The 22,049-nt window shown below is 70.5% G+C and carries 18 protein-coding genes and 1 tRNA gene; 6 read left to right on the plus strand and 13 right to left on the minus strand.

Translation table 11 applies throughout. The annotated features are described in order from the left end of the window. From ACFQGL_RS28575 to ACFQGL_RS28585, 3 genes are all read left to right on the plus strand, one after another. A partial coding sequence (locus ACFQGL_RS28575) for a putative sodium/potassium/calcium exchanger (protein ID WP_377515692.1) occupies positions 1-1,250 on the plus strand: 1,250 nt, incomplete at its 5' end. A 2-nt stretch (positions 1,251-1,252) separates the two neighbouring features. Next, positions 1,253-1,879: a tetratricopeptide repeat protein gene (locus ACFQGL_RS28580; protein ID WP_377515693.1), complete on the plus strand. Its 627-nt coding sequence runs from the start codon at positions 1,253-1,255 to the stop codon at positions 1,877-1,879. Between the two features lie 8 nt (positions 1,880-1,887). Further along, positions 1,888-3,153, plus strand: coding sequence for a glycosyltransferase (locus ACFQGL_RS28585; protein WP_377515694.1), 1,266 nt, complete (start codon positions 1,888-1,890; stop codon positions 3,151-3,153). Between the two features lie 667 nt (positions 3,154-3,820). Here ACFQGL_RS28585 and ACFQGL_RS28590 read toward each other — a convergent pair. Further along, positions 3,821-4,270: a GNAT family N-acetyltransferase gene (locus ACFQGL_RS28590; protein WP_377515745.1), complete on the minus strand. Its 450-nt coding sequence runs from the start codon at positions 4,268-4,270 to the stop codon at positions 3,821-3,823. Positions 4,271-4,662: 392 nt separating this feature from the next. After that, a tRNA-Thr gene (locus tag ACFQGL_RS28595) sits at positions 4,663-4,736 on the minus strand. A gap of 144 nt (positions 4,737-4,880) precedes the next feature. Between ACFQGL_RS28595 and ACFQGL_RS28600 the strand changes: the two genes are divergently transcribed. After that, the gene (locus ACFQGL_RS28600) at positions 4,881-6,614 is read left to right on the plus strand and encodes a metallophosphoesterase family protein (RefSeq protein WP_377515695.1); all 1,734 of its coding nucleotides are present in this window, start codon (positions 4,881-4,883) and stop codon (positions 6,612-6,614) included. A gap of 86 nt (positions 6,615-6,700) precedes the next feature. On the opposite strand, the gene ACFQGL_RS28605 is transcribed toward ACFQGL_RS28600, so the two are convergent. The 6 genes from ACFQGL_RS28605 to tmk form a co-directional block, all read right to left on the minus strand. After that, positions 6,701-7,555 (minus strand): PSP1 domain-containing protein, encoded by an 855-nt coding sequence (locus ACFQGL_RS28605; RefSeq protein ID WP_377515696.1) that lies wholly within the window; start codon positions 7,553-7,555, stop codon positions 6,701-6,703. A 296-nt stretch (positions 7,556-7,851) separates the two neighbouring features. Then, on the minus strand, positions 7,852-8,532 hold the full coding sequence (locus tag ACFQGL_RS28610) for a hypothetical protein (protein WP_377515697.1): 681 nt from the start codon (positions 8,530-8,532) through the stop codon (positions 7,852-7,854). Continuing rightward, positions 8,532-8,837, minus strand: coding sequence for a hypothetical protein (locus tag ACFQGL_RS28615; RefSeq protein ID WP_377515699.1), 306 nt, complete (start codon positions 8,835-8,837; stop codon positions 8,532-8,534). The genes ACFQGL_RS28610 and ACFQGL_RS28615 overlap by 1 nt, the downstream gene beginning before the upstream one ends. Position 8,838: 1 nt before the next feature. Beyond that, on the minus strand, positions 8,839-9,168 hold the full coding sequence (locus tag ACFQGL_RS28620; protein ID WP_053659404.1) for a YbaB/EbfC family nucleoid-associated protein: 330 nt from the start codon (positions 9,166-9,168) through the stop codon (positions 8,839-8,841). A gap of 145 nt (positions 9,169-9,313) precedes the next feature. Continuing rightward, positions 9,314-10,570, minus strand: a complete 1,257-nt coding sequence (locus tag ACFQGL_RS28625; RefSeq protein WP_377515700.1) for a DNA polymerase III subunit delta' — start codon at positions 10,568-10,570, stop codon at positions 9,314-9,316. Next, a complete protein-coding gene (gene tmk / locus ACFQGL_RS28630) occupies positions 10,570-12,669 on the minus strand; it encodes a dTMP kinase (protein WP_377515746.1) in 2,100 nt (699 codons plus the stop codon). Before tmk ends, ACFQGL_RS28625 begins: the two co-directional genes overlap by 1 nt. A gap of 308 nt (positions 12,670-12,977) precedes the next feature. Here tmk and ACFQGL_RS28635 point away from each other — a divergent pair, with 308 nt between their 5' ends. Then, positions 12,978-14,183: an amino acid deaminase/aldolase gene (locus tag ACFQGL_RS28635; protein ID WP_377515701.1), complete on the plus strand. Its 1,206-nt coding sequence runs from the start codon at positions 12,978-12,980 to the stop codon at positions 14,181-14,183. Positions 14,184-14,223: 40 nt separating this feature from the next. Here ACFQGL_RS28635 and ACFQGL_RS28640 read toward each other — a convergent pair whose 3' ends face one another. Next, positions 14,224-14,835, minus strand: coding sequence for a TetR/AcrR family transcriptional regulator (locus ACFQGL_RS28640; protein WP_377515748.1), 612 nt, complete (start codon positions 14,833-14,835; stop codon positions 14,224-14,226). A gap of 226 nt (positions 14,836-15,061) precedes the next feature. Here ACFQGL_RS28640 and ACFQGL_RS28645 point away from each other — a divergent pair, with 226 nt between their 5' ends. Beyond that, the gene (locus ACFQGL_RS28645) at positions 15,062-16,378 is read left to right on the plus strand and encodes a D-arabinono-1,4-lactone oxidase (RefSeq protein ID WP_377515702.1); all 1,317 of its coding nucleotides are present in this window, start codon (positions 15,062-15,064) and stop codon (positions 16,376-16,378) included. A 59-nt stretch (positions 16,379-16,437) separates the two neighbouring features. Here the strand turns inward: ACFQGL_RS28645 and ACFQGL_RS28650 are convergent, their stop codons facing one another. The 4 genes from ACFQGL_RS28650 to ACFQGL_RS28665 form a co-directional block, all read right to left on the minus strand. Then, the gene (locus tag ACFQGL_RS28650; protein WP_377515704.1) at positions 16,438-17,403 is read right to left on the minus strand and encodes a hypothetical protein; all 966 of its coding nucleotides are present in this window, start codon (positions 17,401-17,403) and stop codon (positions 16,438-16,440) included. 130 nt (positions 17,404-17,533) lie between these two features. Next, positions 17,534-20,377 (minus strand): type I DNA topoisomerase, encoded by a 2,844-nt coding sequence (gene topA / locus ACFQGL_RS28655; RefSeq protein WP_377515705.1) that lies wholly within the window; start codon positions 20,375-20,377, stop codon positions 17,534-17,536. A 360-nt stretch (positions 20,378-20,737) separates the two neighbouring features. Continuing rightward, entirely contained in the window at positions 20,738-21,460 is a 723-nt protein-coding gene (locus ACFQGL_RS28660) for a hypothetical protein (RefSeq protein ID WP_377515706.1), read from the minus strand. After that, a complete protein-coding gene (locus ACFQGL_RS28665; protein WP_377515708.1) occupies positions 21,451-21,993 on the minus strand; it encodes a hypothetical protein in 543 nt (180 codons plus the stop codon). Before ACFQGL_RS28665 ends, ACFQGL_RS28660 begins: the two co-directional genes overlap by 10 nt. Positions 21,994-22,049 lie beyond the last annotated feature (56 nt).

Genomic DNA, 22,049 nt, shown 5'->3' on the forward strand with positions numbered 1-22,049 from the left:
AGGGCAACACCGGCGCACAAGGCGCACAGGGCAACACCGGCGCCCAGGGCGCTCAAGGCGACACCGGCGCACAAGGCACCCAAGGCAACACCGGCGCACAAGGCGCACAAGGCATCACCGGTGCCCAGGGCGTTCAAGGCGACACCGGCGCACAGGGCGCACAGGGCGCGCAAGGCAACATCGGCGCACAAGGCACCCAAGGCGACACCGGCGCACAAGGCGCACAGGGCAACACCGGCGCTCAAGGCGCGCAGGGCAACACCGGTGCCCAGGGCGCACAGGGCAACACCGGCGTACAGGGCGCCCAAGGCGAGACGGGCGCGCAAGGCGCCCAGGGGTTCCAAGGCACCCAGGGCAACACCGGCGCACAAGGCGCACAGGGCAACACCGGTGCCCAGGGCGTTCAAGGCGACACCGGCGCTCAAGGCGCACAGGGCAACACCGGCGCACAAGGCGCCCAAGGCGACACCGGTGCACAAGGCGCCCAAGGCGACACCGGCGCGCAAGGCGCCCAGGGATTCCAAGGCAACACCGGAGCTCAAGGCGCACAGGGCAACACCGGCGCACAAGGCGCCCAAGGCGACACCGGCGCGCAAGGCGCCCAGGGATTCCAAGGCAACACCGGAGCTCAAGGCGCACAGGGCAACACCGGTGCCCAGGGCGTTCAAGGCGACACCGGCACACAGGGCGCACAAGGCAATATCGGCGCACAAGGTGCCCAAGGTGACACCGGCGCGCAGGGCGTTCAGGGATTCCAGGGCACCCAGGGCAACACCGGCGCACAAGGCGCCCAAGGTGACACCGGCGCGCAGGGCGTTCAGGGATTCCAGGGGACCCAAGGTGCGCAGGGCCTGCAGGGGGTGCAAGGCCCGCAGGGCGACACCGGCGCGCAAGGCCCACAGGGCTTTTCGGGCAACGGAATCCAGTCCGCCTACATTCAGGGCCCGCTGACCATAATTGCGGATACCCCCGTTGATTTCGGGTGTGTGCCCGGAGACATTGCTGTCGGGTCCGGATATCAACTCTCGGGTGCGGGCGTCAACCCGGTGCAGATCCAGCCGCTCTCGATTAGTGGCTACCAATTCGTCTTTACCGGCGGAGGTGCCACCATTTGGGTGTCCTGCATCTCACCCACCACACCGCTCGCGTTTGCGCCCGCAGCCGACACGTCTGGCCGCGCGACGGCCAACAGTAGCAACTCCAGCCGGCCGTATAGCGAGTCGGATCGCCCCGTTACCGTCGAGGAGTAGAAATGAGCACGCGCCTGATATTCGGGTCACTTGCCTGTGGTGCGGTCCTGCTGACCGGAGTCCCGGCATGCAGCGAGAAGCCTGCTGACAAGCCGCAGACGAGCAATGCCGGCAACAGCGACAAGGCAAACGGCGGCACCAGCACCGGAACCGCGCCGGCGGATTTGCTTAAGATCGGCGTCGAGCAGGGTCAAGCCGGTGACCTCGAAGCGGCAAAAACCACCTTCGAGAGGTTGCTGGACGCCGACGCCAACAACAAATTCGCATGGTTCAACCTGGGCTTCATCGCCCAGTCGCGCAACCAGGCCGACGAGGCGATCAGCAACTACGACAAGGCCTTGGCGGCCGACGCGAACTACAAGCCGGCCCTTTACAACAAGGCCATTGCACTGGAAGGTAAGGCTCCGACGACGTCGATAGACATTTACCGCAAGGTCGTGTCGATCGACAACAAGTCGTCGACCGCCTACCTCAGGCTGGGAATGCTGCTGTCCCAGTCTGGTGACGACGCGGCAGCCCGGGACGCCTTCAATGCGGCGATCCGGCTGGACAAGGGGCTCGCCTCGGGCGTTCCGGAAAAGTACCGCCCGACCCCGAAGGCATCATCCTCGACTCGAGCGGGTAGGTGAGGGGTTTCATGCGTACGCCGCGCGTAACGGTCTTCACGGGGAGCAACCGCACCCGGTTCATCGACGAATGTTTTCAGTCACTGATCGCGCAGACCTTCACCGACTGGGAATGGGTCGTCATTCTCAACCAGGGGTCTCGTTGGCGGCCCGAGAAGCACGACGATCGAGTTCGGCTCATTGTCCAGGACAACTTGAACGGCATTGGCGCCGTGAAGGGGTACGCCTGCGCCGAGGCCACCGGTGAAATCCTGGTCGAGCTTGACGACGACGATCTGCTCAGCAGCGACTGCCTGCAGGAAATCGTAAACGCTTTCGACTCCAATCCGGAGGTGGGATTCGTCTACAGCGACACCGCGCAGGTCCAGGAGGACGGCAGCCGCTGCGAGGACCGCTTCGCGAGTTCGTTCGGCTGGCGGCACTACGACGAGAAGGTGGACGGCCGCGAGGTGCTGGTCTGCCGCGCACTGCCGCCGACGCCGCACAATGTCAGCTACATCTGGTACGCACCGAACCATGTGCGGGCCTTCCGCCGGGACATCTACGAGAAGGTCGGCGGATACGACGAGTCGCTCGACGTCGCTGATGACGCGGATCTGATGGCCCGGCTCTACCAGGTGAGCGAGTTCCACCACATTCAGAAATGCCTCTATCTGCAGCGCATGCATGCCAAGAACACGCAGCGCGACCCGGACTACAACGCCCGCATTCAAAAGCGTACGGTGGAGATCTACGACCGGAACATCCAACATAACGCGCTGGCCTGGTCACGGCGACAAGGGCTCCTGGCGCTCGACCTGGGCGCAGCCCACAACAAGCCGGAGGGTTATCTCGGCCTGGACTACCGCGACGGGTCGGGCGTCGACATGGTCTGCGACGTGACCAAGGGCGTCGACCTGCCGGACAACAGCGTCGGGGTCATTCGCGCTGCCGACTTCCTGGAACACATTACGGACAAGATCGCACTGTTCAACGAGTTGTACCGACTGCTCGCGCCGAACGGGATGCTGTTGTCGCTGACACCCAGCACCGACGGTCGGGGCGCCTACCAGGATCCGACGCATGTGGCGTTCTACAACGAGAACTCGTTCTGGTATTTCACGGACGCCAACTATTCTCGGTTCGTACCCGAAATCAGATGCAGATTCCAGGCATCGCGCCTGGTCACGTACTTCCCGAGCGAGTGGCACAAGACGCACAACATCCCGTACGTCTCGGCGAATCTCATCGCGATCAAGGACGACGCCCTACGCAACGGCGGCCTGTTGAACATCTGACTCGAGCCCGAAGCCCGACCGCGTCCTCGCGTCCTCGCGTCCGCCCCTGACGCCGACCCGTCTGCTCGGCCGACCAGGTTCGTGCTGCCCTGATAACGGCGGCACGCAAGACCGGACACCTCGACGACGGATGGCCTCGCCGCACGCAGCAGACTTCCTGCTTGCTGGGCGAATCTCTTGACCTGGACGGCGACCTGCCGCAGCTGGCGGTCGAGGCACTTGACCGGATCCTCGGCGACGACTCGGAGTGGCGGAGTCTGTGAGGCGAGGCAGGAGTGAGCGAGTTCCCGAAGATCAACACACTCCGCACAGTGCTGTCCGGTTCGCCTGAACTGCCCGGTCAGATCGTACTGCTCTAGCTGACCTGCGGCACCCAGGCAGCGAGGCTGGCAGTGGCGGCTGATGCCAACCACCCACGGCGACATGATGACCCCAGGAAGCGGCGAAGCCCAGGCCAATGACCTGGGCTTCCGTGCCGAGCCGCCTGACGGAATCGAACCGTCGCCCTACGCATTACGAGATCAAGATGGGCGACCCGCAGACCTGGGCACATGGAGCTCTCGCAGCGGAAATGCCTTCCGACATCTCTCGCCGCTCCCCACTGTCCGTGAACCTCTTGCGGACTGGATGCGGACCGTCCCGCGGTCGCGGCGGGCCGCCCTATCGACTACAGGCGTTTCGCCATCTGTTGGGCCGTGACCTCGTAGCCGCTCGTCTGGTACAGGGAGATCGCGGACGCGTTATCGCCGAAAACGTTAAGGCCGAGCCGACTCGCACCCGCTTCCCGTGCCACCGCCTCTACGGCCGAGAGGATCGCTCTCCCATAGCCGGATCGCCGGTAGGGCTCTTCCACGCTGATGTCGTGCAGCCACGCTGTGTCGGTCGTCTTGGTGCGTGGCTCCTCCAGCCCGACCCACGCGTAGCCGACGACTTGGCCTGCGGTGTTCTCCGCTGCCAGAAGACGATGACGTTCCGTCGCCAAACCCACGGGCAGAAACCGGGCTCGATCCTCTCGCGCCTTTTCAATCGCGGCTTCGGCCGGCAGTGTCTCGGCGAGGGCCTGGACGTACGCCAGGTCCCGTCGCGTGGTGTAGTTCTCGTACTCGTCTGGACGCATCGCGCGCAGGGTGACCAGGGGTGAATTCACCCGGACATGCTGGCAGGCACCGTTCCGGGAAAGCGAGTGGCTTTCCCCTGGTGCGACTGGCGGATCTCCCAGCCGATCTCTGAGGAGGACCGGGGTTCGGGGCGGAGCCCCGAGGTCTTCAAAGTCTTGTGTCCCGTCAGCGTGGCCGGCCGGCCCGGCCGATGCCGGCCGGAGGTCGCCAGCAGGCCGGGGCCGGGCCGGCGCGGCCCGCTTGCGGGCCGCCTTGACGCGGTCGCCACCCGACTGGACGAAGCGTGCGCGGCGCGGGGTGCGGACCATCTGCGGACCGCCACCAACGGCGGCAGCCCGATTGACCTTGGGAAACGGCGAAGCCCAGGCCAATGACCTGGGCTTCGGTACCGAGCCGCCTGACGGAATCGAACCGTCGACCTACGCATTACGAGTGCGTCGCTCTAGCCGACTGAGCTAAGGCGGCAACGATCAGCAAGTGTACGGCACCCGTCGGCCACCGACCGAACGGGATACCCCCTCTCCACCCGCCACCGCCAACCGGACATCGGCGACTATCTGAACGTTTACTGGACGGCAGATCTTCGAGGTCGGGACTACGCTGCGGCGGGTGAGCGACGAACGCGCCCCCCTCGGCGACCCCGACCACCAGGCCGGGGATCGGGCCGCCCACCGCCCGCGCACCACGGACCCGCTGGAGCTGGGCTTCACGCCACGCAAGCCGGTGCCGTGGCTGGCACCGTTCCTGCTGATCAGCACCGGTATCCGGACGCTGCTGGCGATGCTCTTCGGCGCGTACCTGGACAAGCGCGAGTTGCAGTACGCCTTCGGCGACGGCGTCTTCCGCGAGGTCGGGCCGGACGGCGGGCTCTGGCTCGACTACGTGGCTGACCTTGGTGACGGCTTCAACGCCACCTACTCCGTGGCGTACCTGCTGGCGCAGCCGGAGCTGACCGTGGACGGGCACCGGCTGCCCCGGGCGCAGACCTTGGTGATGGGTGGCGACCAGGTGTACCCGTCGGCGGCCTACGCCTCGTACGAGGACCGGTGCAAGGGCCCGTACCAGGCCGCGCTGCCGGCGACCCCGCCGGAGGAGCCCACGCTCTACGCGGTGCCGGGCAACCATGACTGGTACGACGGGCTGACCGCCTTCCTGCGGTTGTTCGTCCGCTCCCGGGACCGGCACTTCGGTGGCTGGGGCACCGGGCAGTCCCGGTCGTACTTCGCGGTGGAGCTACCGGCCGACTGGTGGCTGCTCGGCGTCGACGACCAGTCCGGCTCGTACCTGGACGACCCGCAGTTGACCTACTTCGACGAGGTGGCCCGGCGCCTCGGGCCGGACTCCAAGGTGATCCTCGCGGCACCGTCGCCGACGTGGGTCAAGGCCGCCGACCAACCGATGGCGTACGACTCGATCGACTACTTCGTCCGGACGATCATCGCTCCCACCGGGGCGCAGGTCCGGCTGCTGCTCTCCGGCGACCTGCACCACTACGCCCGTTACGCGGGACCGGATCGGCAGTTGATCACCTGCGGTGGTGGCGGCGCCTACCTGTACCCCACGCACAAGCTGCCGGAGCGCATCGAGGTGCCGCCGCGGGACACCCTGGCCCGGCGGTCCAGCCCCACCCAGCCGTACGACCTGGTGGCCCGCTATCCGGACGCCGCCCGCTCCCGTCGCTACGGCTGGGGCATCTTCCCCCGGCTGCCGTTCCGCAATCCCGGTTTCACCACGCTGCTCGGCACCCTGCACACGCTGTTGATGCTGGCCATGGCCGGTGCGGTGGCGAACTGGGCGGACACCACCGCGCAGCGGCTGGTCAGCGTACCGCTGGTCTTGATGGTGCTCGTCACGGTGCTGGCGGCGGGCCTGTTCGCCAAGCCGCCCAGCGCGAGCGGCAAGCGGCACGCGCGGCACTGGATCCTCGGCGTCGGCCACGGCCTGGCGCATGTCGCGCTGGCCGCGGCCGGCACCTGGGCCTGGTTGGCGTTGCCGTTCTACGACTGGCCGTGGCCGCTGCCGGCGGTCGCCGCGGTGGTGCTCTACGGCCCGATCAGCGGCCTGGTGGCCAGCCAGTTGGTGGCGGTGTACCTGCTGGTGGCCGGATCGTTCGGGGTGAACGTCAACGAACTGTTCGCCGGCCAGGGCATCGAGGATTCCAAGGCGTTCCTGCGGCTCCGCATCGACCCGGACGGCACGCTGACCATCTACCCGGTGGCGGTGGACCGGGTGGCCCGCGACTGGCAGGTCAACCCCGATGAGTCCCCAACCGCAAGCTGGCTGAGCCCCAAACCCCCACTAACCCCCCACCTGGCCGAACCCCCCATAGTCCTCAACCCCTGACCCCTCCCCCAACCCGCGCTGACGTCACGCAGGTGATCAAGAGGTCCGCGTCAGGAATCGGGCAAGCAATGACCGAAGCCTCTTGATCAACTCTCGGAGGGGCGGGGGGTGTAGTGCTGGTCGTGGGCTTGGCGGGGGGCGCAGACCGAGGCGCGGGAGCAGGAGCAGCGGGAGCCGTCGGCGTCCAGCCGCACCGTGACCGCGTCGCGGGGGACACTGTGGCCGACCACGCGGCCGTCCCCCTCCGGCGTCGAGACCCGACTGCCCACGGCCGGGGCGGTCTCCTGGAATCGCTGGTAGAGCGGGTGTTCGTACTTCAGGCAGCACATCAGGCGGCCACACGCACCGGAGATGCGCAGCGGGTTGAGCGGCAGGTCCTGGTCCTTGGCCATCCGGATGGTCACCGGCTCGAAGTCGGTGAGGAACGTCGCGCAGCACAGGTCCCGACCGCACGAGCCGATGCCGCCCTGCACTCGCGCCGAGTCCCGCGCGGACAGCTGCCGCAGCTCGACCCGACAGTGCAGGGTGGCGCCCAGGTCGCGGACCAGGGAGCGGAAGTCCACCCGGTGCGGGGCGGTGAAGTAGACCGTGCTGCGTTCACCGCCACCCTCGGCGGAGCCGAGCACGTGGTCGACCGCCACCACCTTCATCGGCAGGCCGTGCGCGCGGATCAGGCGTTTGGCGGCCACCTTTGCCTCGGCCTTGCGCCGACGCAACGCCTCGTCCCGGCGCAGGTCGTCATCGCCGGCCAGCCCGACCAGGCGAGGGAAACCATCGGTCTCCTCGGTCACCCACTGCGCGGCCCAGACGCACTCGGCCACCTCGGGGCCGTCGTCGGTCGGCACCAGCACCTTGTCGCCGACCTGCGGGCGAAGCTCGCCGGGGTCCAGGTAGTAGAGGCGCCCGTACCGGTTGAAGCTGACCGCGCAGAGCATGCCCATCCCCCCACCCTACGACCCGACACGGCCGAGGGGCGCGCGGGTCGTCGCCGGACGACTACGCCCCGCTCCATCCATGACCGTCGACTTGACCGATTGACCGGGCCACCCGTCGTGCCGTTAGCCCTCGCCCGGACGGTTGAATCCTGGCCTCGACAGGGGACAAACGCGCTCGGGCAGCGTTGAGTGGAGGCAGACCTGCGGGGGGTGCAGGGGGAAGACCACGGCGTCGCCGCTGGTGCCGGCTCAGGCTGCGCGTCGCGAGCGACGCCGTGGCCTGTCCGGGGCTTGGTGGCCAGCTACCAGCCGACCCGGGTCGGCTGGTCGTGTCGAGGCCGACCGTCCAGTGCCGGCCGCCAGGCGGACTCGGCCAGGCTCGGGGCCCACTGGCGCAGCAGCGTCTCCGCACCGTCGTACGCGACGCAGAGCACCGCCAGCACCCGCGCGGCGATCTCGGCCGCGTCGGCCACCCCGGTACCGAGCGGCCCGGGTCGAGGAGGCACGCCGGGGGCGGTGGTGGCGACCACGGTGACCGCCTCGGCAGAACGGAGCACGTCGGCCAGTGTGCGGGCCAAGGCGAGGCGGCTGCCCTCGACCCAGTCGGCGAGCGCATCCGCGTAACCGGCGGTGGACTCCAGCCGCCCGACCAGGCTCTCCGGCCCCTCGTCGAGGTGGCGCAGCAGAGCCGTCCGCTCCTGCCCGTACGCCGAAGCGGCCGGACCGGACCAGAGCACCGGATCGGTGAGCGCGGCGGAGACGTCGTCGTACCCCCGGACCAGCCGGCGCACCGCGTGCCCGGCACCGGCGAGCGGCGCCGGGTGGAGGTCGAGGAAGCCGCGGACCGCATCGCCCGGGAGCACCTGCATCCGGCGCAGCAACGGCCAGACCCGGTGCCCCTCGGGGACACCGGCGGCGAGCAGGGTGTCCACCCGACGCAGCAGGTCGAGGCCGGGCTCGGCGAGCCGGTCCAGCGGGTCCATCACGACTCCCCGGTGAGCCGGCGGCGGGCGGCCCGGTCGACCTCGCCGTAGCGGTCGGCGGCCTCGCGCACCGCGGTGGCGGCAGCGGCCAGCCGGCCGGCGGCGGCTCGCGCCTCACGGGCCCGGTCCTCGGTGGCGGCCGTCCACTGCCGGTGCAGCGCGCGGCCGAGCTCGCCGGGCCGCCCCGGAGCGTCCGCGCCGAACGCGGCCTGGGCCGGGTCGCTCGCGGTGACCGAGTGGGACAGGGCGATGAGCGTGGCGCTCGCCTCGTCCAACCGGGCGGAGAGCGCGTGCAGGGTATCCATCTCAGGCTCCCGCGAGCGGTCGGTAGGCGGCGAACGTCTCGTTGTGCAGCTTCTCCCGCGCCCACTCGGCGGCGTCGGCCGCCGCGGTGACCGCCGCCTGCACCGAGCCGGCCACGTCCCGAGGGCTGCGGCTGTGCAGCGGACCGAGGAACCGGACGTCGGTGATCCGCCCGCCGGCGGTGACCACCACCTCGACCAGCCCGTCCGGCGATCGGACGGTCACCTCGACGGTCGACACCGCCTGGTCGAACTCCGCCTGGAGTGACTCGATCCGGCGGTAACGCCGCACCGCTTCTTCGATCCAGGCTTCGTCGATCTCCCCCCGCGGCATCGGCCGACTCCTCCCGGATGAGCCATCACTGAGCGTGCCGTCACCGTCACCACGGCACACCGGACCGTACCGCACAGCAATCGGGCGTGTCGATGCCTGTGGATGACCCGGACCACGGGACGGGACCAGGGCCGGGAGCTGCGGGTCAGCCCTTCCAGAGGGCGAGCATCATCGCCTCGACGGCGATCCGTGGCTTCACGTTCACCTCGATCGCGGCCCGGCAGGCGAGCACGGCCTCCAGCCTGCGCAGCGCCCCCTCGGCGTCCCACTTCTGCGCCCCGGCACCGGCCAGCGCGGCGGTGTCGGTGTGCACCGGGGCGACGGGTGCGCGCAGCGCCATGGTGAGCGCGTCCCGATAAAAGCCGGCCAGGTCGACCAGCGCCCGGTCCAGAGCGTCCCGCTGGGCCCGGGTGGCCCGCGACTTCTGCCGCTTCTCCAGCTCCTTGAGCTGCCCGGCAGCACCCCGCATAGCGCCGGCCGCGCCCCGGCCGGTGCCGCCCGCGCCGAGCGCCGTCTCCAGCGCGGCCCGCTCGGCCGTGTCGGCCTCGGCGACCGACGCCTCGGCCTCCGCCTCGGCCGCCTCGATCAGCGCGGACGCCGCGTCGAACGCCGCGCCGACGCCGGTCAACCGGCGGGGTACGGCGAGCACCGCCTCGCGCCGCTTGCGGGCCTCCGGGTCGCGGGCCAGCCGGCGGGCCCGACCCACGTGGCCCTGCGCGGCGGCCGCCGCCCACTGCGCCACGTCGGCCGCGACGCCGTCCCGACGGACCAGCACCTCGGCCACCGCCGCGGCCGGCGGCTGCCGAAGGGGTACGACCCGACAGCGCGACCGGATGGTCACCGATACGTCGTCCGGGTGGGTGGACGGGGCGCAGAGCATGAACACCGTACGCGGTGGGGGCTCCTCGATCGCCTTGAGCAGCGCGTTGCCGGCCGCCTCGGTGAGCCGGTCGGCGTCCTCGATGACCACCACCTGCCAGCGCCCGCCGGACGGGGTGCTGGCCGCGCGGAGCACCAGTGCGCGCATCTCATTGACGCCGATGGAGAGCCCCTCCGGCACCACCATCCGGACGTCGGCGTGGGTGCCACCCATCGTGGTGTGGCAGCCGGGGCACTCGCCGCAGCCGGTGCCGTGCACACACTGCAGGGCGGCGGCGAAGGCGCGGGCCGCCACCGAACGGCCGGAGCCGGGCGGGCCCGTGAAGATCCAGGCGTGGGTCATCCCGGCGGACGGATCCACCCCGTCGGGCGCGGCGGCACCGCCGACCGGAGCGGCGGCGATCAGCGCGGGAGCCCGGTCGGCCGCGCCAGCGCGCAGTACGGCGGACGCCGCGGCGGCGGCCCGGCGCAGCGCCTGGACCGCCTCGTCCTGACCGACCAGGTCGGCGAAGACGTCCGGCATCAGGGTCGATGCTCCATCGTCACCAGCTCCGCGTCGGATAACTCAGGCTGCACCGAGGTGTCCGGACCCTGAGCCGGACGGGGGTGCACGATGCCGCCCGGCTTGCCGAGCATCTCCTCGACGCGCCGGACCACCTGCCCGGTGATCTCGTCGGTCGACCGGGACGCGTCGAGCACCAGGTAGCGCTTCGGGTCTGCGGCGGCGAGGTCGAGGAAGGCGTACCGGACCCGCTCGTGGAAGGAGATCGACTCGGCCTCCAACCGATCGGCGGCCGCACTGCGCGAGGCCACCCGGGACAGGCCGACCCGCGGTTCGACGTCCAGCAGCACCACCAGGTCGGGCTTGAGCCCACCGGTGGCCCAGGAGGAGAGCCAGGAGACCTCGTCGACCGGGAGGGTCCGTCCCGCACCCTGGTACGCCAGGGACGAGTCGACGTACCGGTCACTGATCACCACGCCGCCCCGGACCAGTGCGGGCCGAACCACGGTGGCCACGTGGTGCGCCCGGTCGGCGGCGTAGAGCAGCGCCTCGGCGCGCGGCGAGGGTGCCTCGTCGCCCGAGGTGTCCAGCACCAGCGACCGGATCCGCTGACCGACCGCGGTCGCCCCCGGCTCGCGGGTGACCACGACGTCCCGCCCCTCGCCGCGCAGCTTCTCGGCGAGGGCGGCGAGCTGGGTGGACTTGCCGGCGCCCTCGCCGCCCTCGAAGACCACGAAGAGCCCGGCGGAGACGAACGGCTCGGACGGCATCAGCGGGCGACCCCGGATCGAGCCCCACAGGTCGGCGAGGACCGGGACACCCTTCTTGTCGTCCATCTGGCCGAACGCGCTGATCCCGGCGAAGATGCCGGCGACACCGGCGGCGAGCAGCAGCAGTCGGGTGGAGGAGACGGAGATACCGAGGTCGGCGATGGTCAGCTTGCGGGAGCCACCGACGCCGACCAACACGCTGCTCAACCCGATGGCCAGGATCAGCACCAGCCGGGTGCCGATCTGCACCACCGCGAAGACCCGGCCGCGTACCTCGTCGGCCACCTCGCCACCGAGCAGCGTGGTGCCGGCCAGGAAGGCCATCCCGGCGCCGGCGCCGACCAGCACCGCGCCGACGATCGCCATGGACAGGTGGATGGCGAAGGCGAGGGCCATCACCGAGGCACTGGCCAGCACGATGCTCATACCGAACCAGCGACGCCGGGACATCTCCTTGACGATCATCGGGCCGAGCCCGATGCCGAGCGCCAGGCCGACGAAGATGGCGCCGAAGAGCAGCGAGAACGCGGCGTCGCCAGCGCCCAGCGAGTTGGCGAAGAACTTGGCCGTGCCGACCACGATGCCGCCGCCTGCGAAAGCGCCGAAGATGCCCAGCACCAGGCCACGGACGAGCGGGGTCTGGCCGATGTACTTCCAGCCCTCGGCGAACTGCCGGAACATGCTCTGCTCGGCACGCTCGGCCTCACCGCGTTGCGCCTCGCTGATCTCCTTGATCCCGAATGCCACCACCAGTGCGGTGGCGAGCCGGGAGAAGGAGTTGATCCAGAGCGCGAGCTGGGCCGGTTCGGCCCAGGAGGGTAGGTCGCCGCCGACGGCACCACGGACGCCACGGTCGAGCACGGCGAGGCCGACGGCGGCGGCGACCGGGGTGAGGCCGTACGTGGTGATCAGGGTGAGCTGGTTGGCCGCTTCCAGCCGGGCCCGCGGGATCAGGTTGGGGACCGCGGCCTCCTTGGCCGGGATCCAGAGCAGGGTGATCGACTCGATCAGGAACGTGGCGATCAGCGCCCAGCCGACCACCAGGCCGCCCGCCGCACCGGTGAGGGCGTAGAGCGGAATGGACGCGAAGAGCACGAAGCGCAGCAGGTCACAGATCACCATCGTCCAGCGCCGGTCGAACCGGTCGGCGAAGACGCCGGCCACCGGGCCGAGCACCAACGCGGGCAGCAGCCGGATCGCGGTCACCCCGCCGAACGCGGCGCCCTGGGCGGTGCTGCCCTGCACCTGGGAGGCGGCGAAGAGTGCGGTGGCCAGCAGGCCGAGCCAGTCACCGAAGGAGGCCGCACCGAGCACGATCCAGAGCCGTCGGAACGGTCGGATCCGCAGCACCGATCGGATGGCGGCGTAGCCGGAGGCATCCACCTGGCCGCCGTTGGACTGGTTGGCGGCGTTGCCCGACTGGTCGCCGGAGCGCGACACGCCGGGCGACTCGCCGCTGTTCTGGCTTTCGATGGCCGTACCTCCACGTGCCGGCCCATCGCTGGGCACCCCCGGTGGAACACTCTAGTCCCGGTGGGGGGTCGCCCCACCGGCGACATTCTCCTGCTCGCTGAGCCTAGGCCGCCGGAGGCACCGAGCGCAGCCCGGACGTACGCGAGGGTATTTCGCATTCACCGCCAGACAGTTAGCGTGCACACGTGGCCATCGAAAGCGACAAACTTCGCGAGCGCCTGGATCGGGCGACGACCGACCTCGACCCGCCCTACGCGGTGGTCGACCTCAGCGCCTTCGACGCCAACTCGGCCGCCCTGGCCGACCGCGCCGCCGGAAAACCGCTCCGACTGGCCAGTAAGTCGGTGCGCAGCCGGGAGTTGATCAGCCGGGCGCTGGCCCGACCCGGGTGGCGGGGCGTGATGGCATTCACGCTGCCCGAGGCGATCTGGCTGGTCCGGGCCGAGGTCACCGACGACGTGCTGGTGGCGTACCCGAGCGCGGACCGGGGGGCGCTCGCCGAACTCGCCGCCGACCCGGCGCTGGCCGCCGCGATCACGCTGATGATCGACGGCAGCGGCCAGCTCGACCTGATCGACTCCGTCCAGGCCCCCGGGCAGCGTGCCGAGCTGCGGATCTGCCTCGACCTGGACGCCTCCTGGCGACCGCTGCGCGGGGTACACGTCGGCGTTCGCCGCTCACCGGTGCACAGCGCCCGAGCGGCCGGCACGCTCGCCGCCACCGTCGCCGGTCGCGCCGGCTTCCGACTGGTCGGCCTCATGTCGTACGAGGCGCAGATCGCCGGCCTGGGCGACGCGCCGCCGGGGCAGGCGCTGCTGGCCGGCGCGATCAGGCTGGCCCAGCGCAGGTCGTACCGCGAGTTGGTGGCCCGCCGGGGTGCGGCGGTGGCAGCGGTACGCGAACACGCCGACCTGGAATTCGTCAACGGCGGCGGCACCGGCAGCGTGGCCGCGACCAGCGCCGATCCCGCGGTCACCGAGGTCACCGCGGGATCGGGCCTGTACGGGCCGACGCTGTTCGACGCGTACCGCGCCTGGCGGCCCACCCCGGCGGCGTTCTTCGCCTGCGCGGTGGTCCGCCGGCCGACGCCGGAGCTGGCGACCGTGCTCGGTGGCGGCTGGATCGCCTCCGGCCCGGCCGCGGACAGCCGGCTACCCCGCCCCTGGCTGCCGGCCGGCCTGAAGCTGGTCGGCACCGAGGGTGCCGGCGAGGTGCAGACTCCGTTGTCCGGCGCGGCGGCAGCCACCCTGCGTATCGGCGACCGGGTGTGGTTCCGACACGCCAAGGCGGGTGAGCTGTGCGAACGGGTCAACGAACTGCACCTGGTGGAAGGGGACACGATCGTCGGGACCGTGCCCACCTACCGGGGCGAGGGAAAGGCGTTCCTCTGACGCCGCCCCCACGAGCGGGGGCGGGTCGATCGGAGGGGCGTCAGGCGGGCTGGGTCGCCTCGGCCGGCTGTTCGACCGCGGACCGGTCGCCACCGCCCTCGTGCCCGTCGACCTGACGGTGCAGGTACTCCCGGATCAGGGCCTTCGCCTCGACCAGCACCCGCTCGTCGCCGTCGGAGCGGCGGCGGAACGCGAGCTTGATCAGTGCGTCGGCCGCCTCCACCGCGATCTCCAGGACGAAGCGCAACTGCGGCACGTCGGTCAACCCGAAACGCTCGGTGAGCACACGGGCCAACTGGTCGGCGATCACGCCGTTGTTGTCTCGCTGCTCATCGAGCAGGTGCAGGTCGACCACGTCGCCGAAGTGCAGGGTACGGAACCCCGGGACCGTGCGGTGCATCGTGATGTACTCGTCGATGCCCGCGTCGACGCCGTCCCACCAGTGGGTCATCTCGTCGGAGGCGAACCGTTCGTCGAGCCGCTGGAGGTAGGACTCCATCGTGCGCAGGGTCAACGCCTGCACGATCGCCCGCTTGTCCGGGAAGAACTGATAGACCGACCCGATCGCCACCTCGGCGCGCTCGGCGAGCAGGGTCGTGGTCAGCCCCTCGTACCCCACCTCGTCGACGAGTTCGGCGCAGGCGTCCAACATGCGCTGGACCCGCGCGACACTTCGACCCTGCACCGGTACGCGGCGCAGCGGCCCGGTCGTGGCGGCTGGTGTGGACACTCGGCGCCACCCCCCTTCGACGGATGAACATATCTCCACGTCACGAATCCGTGACTACCGGTACAACGAGCGGACCTCGATTGCGGTATTTACCAGGTACAACGTTCCTGATATGAAGTCAGTTCATATTCATGAATGAGGAGCGCGCATGGTCGGCACCGCACCGCTCACCGCCCGCTGGACCAACTGGGCCGGCAACCAGCGTGGCACCGCCACCGCCATCCTGCGCCCCGGCTCGCCGGCCGACGTCGCCGAGGCCGTCAGATCCGCCGGCGCGGAGGGCGGCCGGATCCGGGTGGCCGGCAGCGGCCACTCGTTCACCGCGATCGCCCTCGCCGACGACCGGCGGATGGACCTGTCCGACTTGGACACCGGCATCAGCGTCGACATCGAGCACCGGCTGGTCACCGTACCGGCGGGGATGACCCTGCACACCCTCAACAGCCTGCTCGCCCGGCACCGCCTCGCGCTGCCCAACCTCGGTGACATCGACGCACAGACGGTGGCCGGCGCGATCTCCACCGGCACCCACGGCACCGGTGCGGGTTTCGGCTGTCTGTCCACCTTCGTCGAGGCGATCACCCTGGTCACCGGCACCGGTGAGGTGCTGCGCTGCTCCGCCGACGAGAACCCGGACGTCTTCGCCGCGGCCCGGGTGTCGCTCGGCGCGCTCGGGGTGCTGGTCGAGGTGACCCTGCGCTGCGTGGACGCCTTCGTGCTGCACGCACACGAACGCCCGGCCGCACTGGCCGACGTGCTCGGCGAGTTGCCGACCCTGATCGCCGACCACGACCACGTCGAGTTCTACTGGTTCCCCTACACCACGCGGGTCCAGGTCAAGACCAACGACCGGGTGCCGGCCGACGACCGGCCGCTGTCCCGGTGGCGCGGCTGGCTCGACGACGACTTCCTGTCCAACACCATTTTCGCCGGCGCCTGCCGACTCGGCCGGGCCGTGCCGGCGCTGGCCCCGAGGATCAGCGCCGTCTCCGCCCGAGCGCTCACCGAACGGCAGTACACCGGTCGCTCGGACCGGGTGTTCTGCACGCCGCGCCGGGTCCGATTCGTGGAGATGGAGTACGGGCTGCCCCGTGAGGCGCTGCCCGAGGCCCTCGCCGCGCTCCAACGCATCGTCGACGGCCTGCCGTTCAAGGTGCTCTTCCCGGTGGAGGTGCGGTTCACGGCGGCCGACGACATCTGGCTGTCGCACGGCTACGGCCGGGAGTCCGCGTACATCGCCGTGCACCAGTACGTCGGCATGCCCTACGAACCGTACTTCCGGGCCTTCGAAGAGGTGGCCACCGGGCTGGGCGGACGCCCGCACTGGGGCAAGCTGCACTACCGCGACGCCGCCTCGCTGGCCACGGCGTACCCGCGGTTCGCCGACTTCCAAGCTGTCCGAGACCGCCTGGACCCCAACCGGGTCTTCACCAACCCCCACCTGACCCACATCCTCGGCGAGTAGTGACGCACGCGATCTTGGAAGGAAACTGCCCCCGGAGGGGCCGGCACCTTCCAAGATCTTCACGCTGTCCATCCAGCCGCGCGCAGTGCCGCCCGGATCTGGCGGACCACCTCGTGCGGGTGGGCACGGATCACCCACGCGGGGAACCGAAGCACTCGGTCGCCCTCGATCCACAGATCGTTCTGCCGACGCATGTCGGCCCACGCGGTGCGCGGATCGAGATGGTCCGCACCATCGACCTCCACGTGCACCTGCCAGTGATCGAAGTAGGCGTCCAGGTAGCGACGTCGGCCAGTTGCGTCGTACCGGACCCTCTGCCGGGCCGGCTCGGGAAGCCCGGCCGACCGCAGCAGCCCGAGCAGGTCGAGTTCTGCCAGAGAGTGCGAACCACCGGCCGCGTCGGCAGCCGTCTGCAGGATCAGCTTGCGCCGGCGGGCCCGGGGTAGCCGGTCCAGCACCCGGTGCAGCTCAGCGCCGCCGACCAGCCGCTGCTGAAACCCGGTCGCGATGATCGCCCTGGCCTCGTCGTCCGTCATCGCCCACTGCGCCGCGTCGACCAGAGACCGGGCAGGCATGGTCCGACGAGGCCGACCCAGGGTGAGTACGTCGTCTTCGGACAGGCAGGTGGTGCGGTGCACCCGGACGCCCTGCGGCAGTGGATCTCTGCGACGGGTGGCGGGGAGCAGCAGATGAACTGTTTCGCTGTCGTACCGGTGCAGCCCCCACGCCTGAGCTGCGGTCAGCCCGCCGAGCACCGCCGCCGGGCCGGCGGCGAGCACGGCGATCCAGCGACGCTGGTCCGGATTGACCTGCCCGCTGTGGGTGACGAAGACCGCCCGGTGAACCTGCCGCCAGCGACCGGTGGCAACCCGATGCCGGATGGCCTTCGCGGAGAGAAACCCCAACGCCTGACCAAGGCTGATCACCGCCTCCTGGCGAAACAACAGCGAGGCCAGTTGGTGATCGTCGACATCGACGAGCGGCCGCCCCAGCGCGGCCAACGAGACTCCGGCACGTAGACCCATGACCGGAGTCTGCCGACCCCGCCCACCCGCCATCTGCCCCTGTGGACAACGCCGCGATCTTGGAAGCTAGGCGCCCCTTGAGGGGCGCTTTCCCTCCAAGATCCCGTTTCGAGGTCCCGGCAGGCCGGACCTACTCCGTGCTCGTCGCGGCCTTGCGGGGAGCCGCCTTCTTGGCCGGGGCCTTCTTGGCCGCCGCAGTGGTGGCCTTGGCGGTGGTGGTCTTCTTGGCCGCGGTGGACTTACTGGCGGCGGCCGTCTTCTTGGTTGCCGCCGCCTTCTTGGCCGGAGCCTTCTTCGCCGCTGCCTTCTTACGTGGCACCGGGCCCTTGGCACGCTTGTCGGCCAGCATCTCGGAGGCTTCCTCGATGCTCAGCGCCTCCGGGGTCTGCCCGCGCCGCAGGGACGCGTTGACCTCACCGTCGGTGACGTACGGGCCGAAGCGGCCGTCCTTGATCACCAGCGGCTTCTCGGTCAGCGGGTCGACGCCCATCTCGCGCAGCGGCGGTGCCGCCGCCCGGCGGCCACGGGCCTTCGGGGCGGCCAGCAGGGCCAGCGCCTCGTCCAGGCCGACGGTGAACATCTGGTCCTCGGACTCCAGCGAACGGAACTCCTCGCCCCGCTTGACGTACGGGCCGTAGCGACCGTTGTTGGCGAACACCTCGACGCCGTCGGGTGCCACACCGACCAGCCGGGGCAGGCTGAGCAGCTTGAGCGCCTCGTCGAGGGTCAGCGAGTCGGGCGTCTGCGAGCGCAGCAGCGAGGACTTGCGCTCACCGCTGGAGACGTACGGGCCGAACCGGCCGGACTTGAGCACGATCGGCTCGCCGGTGCCCGGGTCGTCGCCGAGCTTGCGCTCGCCGCTGCCGCCGAGGAACAGCTCGTGCACCTTCTCCGGGGTCAGCTCGTCGGGGGCCAGCCCCTCCGGGATCGGCGCACGGTCGCCCTGGGAGCCGCCCTCCTCGCCCTCGCCTGTGGCGGCCGGCGCCGGCTGCTCGCCGCCCGGCAGCTCACGCTGGAGGTACGGCCCGTACCGGCCGACCCGGACCACGACCTCGCGGCCGTCGTCGTCGGTGAAGAGAGGGATGGAGTTGACGCTGCGCGCGTCGATCTCGCTGAGGTTCTCGGTGACCAGCTTCTTGAGCCCACCGGAGCGGGCGATGTCCTGGTCGCCGGCACCGTTGGCGCTGCCGAAGTAGAACGCGGTGAGGAAGTCGACCGCGGCGTGGTCACCGCCGGCGATCTCGTCCAGCTCGTTCTCCATCGTGGCGGTGAAGTCGTAATCGATCAGGCGCGGGTAGTGCCGCTCCATCAACCCGATCACCGCGAAGGCCAGGAAGGTGGGGATCATCGCCTGGCCGCGCTTGGTGACGTACCCCCGATCCTGGATCGTCTGCATGATCGACGCGTACGTGGACGGGCGGCCGATGCCCAGCTCTTCCAGGGCCTTGACCAGCGACGCCTCGGTGTAGCGCGACGGCGGCTGGGTGTGGTGGCCCTGCGCCGCCAGCTCGTCGGCGGTCAGCGGCTGGTCCTTGACCAGGGTGGGCAGCCGGCGCTCGGCGTCCTCGGCCTCGGCGTTCTCGTCGTCGCTGGACTCGACGTAGGCGCGCAGGAAGCCCGGGTCGGTGATGGTCTTGCCGGTCGCGCCGAAATCCGCTTCCTCCTGGGCGGCGGAGATCGCGCGGATACGCACCGAGACACTGGAGCCGACCGCGTCGGTCATCTGTGAGGCGATGGTCCGCCGCCAGATCAGCTCGTAGAGCTTGAACTCCTCGGCGGACAGCTCCTTGGCCACCTCACCCGGGGTACGGAAGTTGTCCCCGGCCGGGCGGATCGCCTCGTGCGCCTCCTGCGCGTTCTTCACCTTGCCGGTGTAGCGGCGCGGCTCCGGAGGCACGCTGCGCTCGCCGTACAGCTCGACGATCTGCCGGCGGGCCGCCGAGATGGCGGTCTCCGACAGGTTGACCGAGTCGGTACGCATATAGGTGATGTAGCCGTTCTCGTACAGCCGCTGCGCGGTGCGCATCGTCTGCTGCGAGGAGAGGCGCAGCTTACGGGCCGCCTCCTGCTGGAGGGTCGAGGTGATGAACGGCGCGTACGGGCGGCGCCGGTAGGGCTTCTCCTCGACCCGGGTGACGGTGAACGGCCGGCCCTCGAGACGGGCCGCCAGCCCACGGGCACCGCTCTCGTCCAGGTGCACGACGCCGGCCCCGGGCTTCACCCGGCCGGTGGTCGGCTCGAAGTCCTTGCCGGTCGCGATCCGGTCGCCGTTCAGTGCGATCAGGGTGGCGTTGAAGGCACGCGGCCCCTCGCCGGCGTTCGCCACGGCGAGGCTGGCCAGGATGTCCCAGTATTCGGCGGTGCGGAAGGCCATTCGCTGGCGTTCCCGCTCGACCACGATCCGGGTCGCCACCGACTGCACCCGGCCGGCCGAGAGCTTCGGCATGACCTTCTTCCACAGCACCGGGGAGACCTCGTAGCCGTAGAGCCGGTCGAGGATCCGCCGGGCCTCCTGGGCGTCGACCAGGTCGCGGTCGATCTCCCGGGGGTTGGCCACGGCCGCCTGGATCGCCGGCTTGGTGATCTCGTGGAACACCATCCGCTTGACCGGCACCTTGGGCTTGAGCGTCTCGACCAGGTGCCAGGCGATCGCCTCGCCCTCGCGGTCCTCATCCGTCGCCAGGAAGATCTCGTCGACCTCCTTGGACAGCTTCACCAGCTTGCTGATCTGCTGCCTGCGGTCGGCGGAGACGACGTAGAGCGCGTGGAAGCCGTTGTCCACGTCCACCCCGAGCCGGGCCCAGGGTTCCTTCTTGTATTTGGCCGGCACGTCGGCGGCGTTGCGCGGCAGGTCGCGGACGTGACCGAAGCTGGCCTCCACGACGTACCCCGGGCCCAGGTAGCCCGAGATCGTCTTGGCCTTCGCCGGTGACTCGACGATGACCAGACGGGTGGTTCCAGCGTTGCTCGGCACGTCTCTCCCCGACCTCACTCCTGCTCGTGGTCTGCCGGCGCTCGGACAGCGATCGCCCTCGACCCCGCCGTCGCACCGGCGGTCCGGATGTCCAACGTAACGCGCCGCCCGCGTTTCGGGTTTCGCGGGCCGTAAACCGCTCCGACGCGATGGTCGACGCCACCCCGCCACGCTCGGCACTGCCGGACGGCGCCACCGTACACCGTGGGTAGGGCCCGAAGCGGGTCACTGTGACGATGGCGGGCCGTCGACCGAGGTCCGAACCGCCTGTTTGCCGACGGTATGTCCCCTAGCGGCTGTCCGGGACCAGACAACCGGCCACCGCGCCCAGGATGGGTGAAATAGCGGAATCGTCCTCGGTCAGGATCTGGTCGGCCAGGCGTCGGCCGGTGCCGCGCGCGGCGGTTCACCGACCAGTTCGGCGAGCCGTCCCACCCGGCGCCGGCCGGTGATCAGGTACCCGGGACCGCCGTCGTCCGAGCCCAGCAACGGGCCGGTCAGGCCGACCGCGGCGAGCGCCGCGCCGACCGGTTCCCAACACCCCTGATCACCGTCACCGAGCCGCAGCAGGAAGCCACCCAGCGGCTCCGGCGTCCCGGCCGCGGCGAGCCAGAGCCGCAGCCGCCGGCCGGTCAGATGGAAGGTGGCGGGCGGGCGTTTCGCCGGGCCGTGCAGCCACGCGGCGGCGAGCGGCTTCAGAATCCGGGTGTACGAGGTACGCACGGCGTGTCGCTCGTCGTCGGTCCGCTCCCAGCTCGCCGCGAGCCCGCGCTGCGCCAGTTCGGCGACGAGCACGTGAACCCGCCACGCGGCGTCGACCAGCACCGAGAGGCGGGCGGTGCCGCCCATCCGCACCACCTCGCCCGGCCCGGCGAGCAGCCCGGCCAGGTCGGCGACCACGGGCTCGGCCGCTTCCGCGCCGAAGAAGACCAGCTGCCGCCCCGCGTCCGTCGGCGAGCCGGTTCCGGACCGGGTCGGCCCGGGTCGCCGTCGTACCGGCCCGGGCACGTTGGGCTCGGGTGCTGGAAACAGCGCCGGCAGCGCCTGCGCGTCTCCGGTGTCGCCGAGCCCCCTCAGCGACACTCCGGCACCTCGTCGAAGGCCTGTTTCAGCTCCTCGGAGTTGAGCCGGCTGGTGTCCAGCGCGCTGGCGTCGTACTCCTTGTTGAGGGTCTCCACGGCGGCCCGCACCCCGTCATAGAAGACGGTCGCCTCGCCGGTGCCCAACCGGTCGATGGTGTCCCGGGCCCGGCCGTAGGCGTCCCGCATCTTCCCCAGCGAGCTGCTGAAACCGGCGGAGATCGCCTCGCCGTTGTCCGTCTCCGGTACGCCGGCCTGCTCCACCTTCTTACGCGCGGTCTCGCTGGCCTGCTCCGCCCCGCCGAAGAGCCGCACCAGGTTCTCCTTGGCCTGCGCCGGAGTGGTCTGCGCGGTCATCTGCTCATCCGTGCTGCTGGTCAACTTGCTGATCTCGGAGCGCCACGGAGTGAGCGCGCCGCAGACCGTGGATGCCCAGGCCCGTGGGCTGGGGCCGCCGCCGCAGCCGGCGAGTACGACGACGAACGTGGCCAGGACCACCGTGAGCTTTCCGGCGGCAGACGCCCGGCACGTACGCATGCGTTGCAGCGTACGGCCTTTGGCCAGGCGTGGCACCGGTCAGACGGCCCGGACCG

It is taken from the genome of Micromonospora vulcania (assembly GCF_042658605.1).
Lineage (GTDB): Bacteria > Actinomycetota > Actinomycetes > Mycobacteriales > Micromonosporaceae > Micromonospora > Micromonospora vulcania.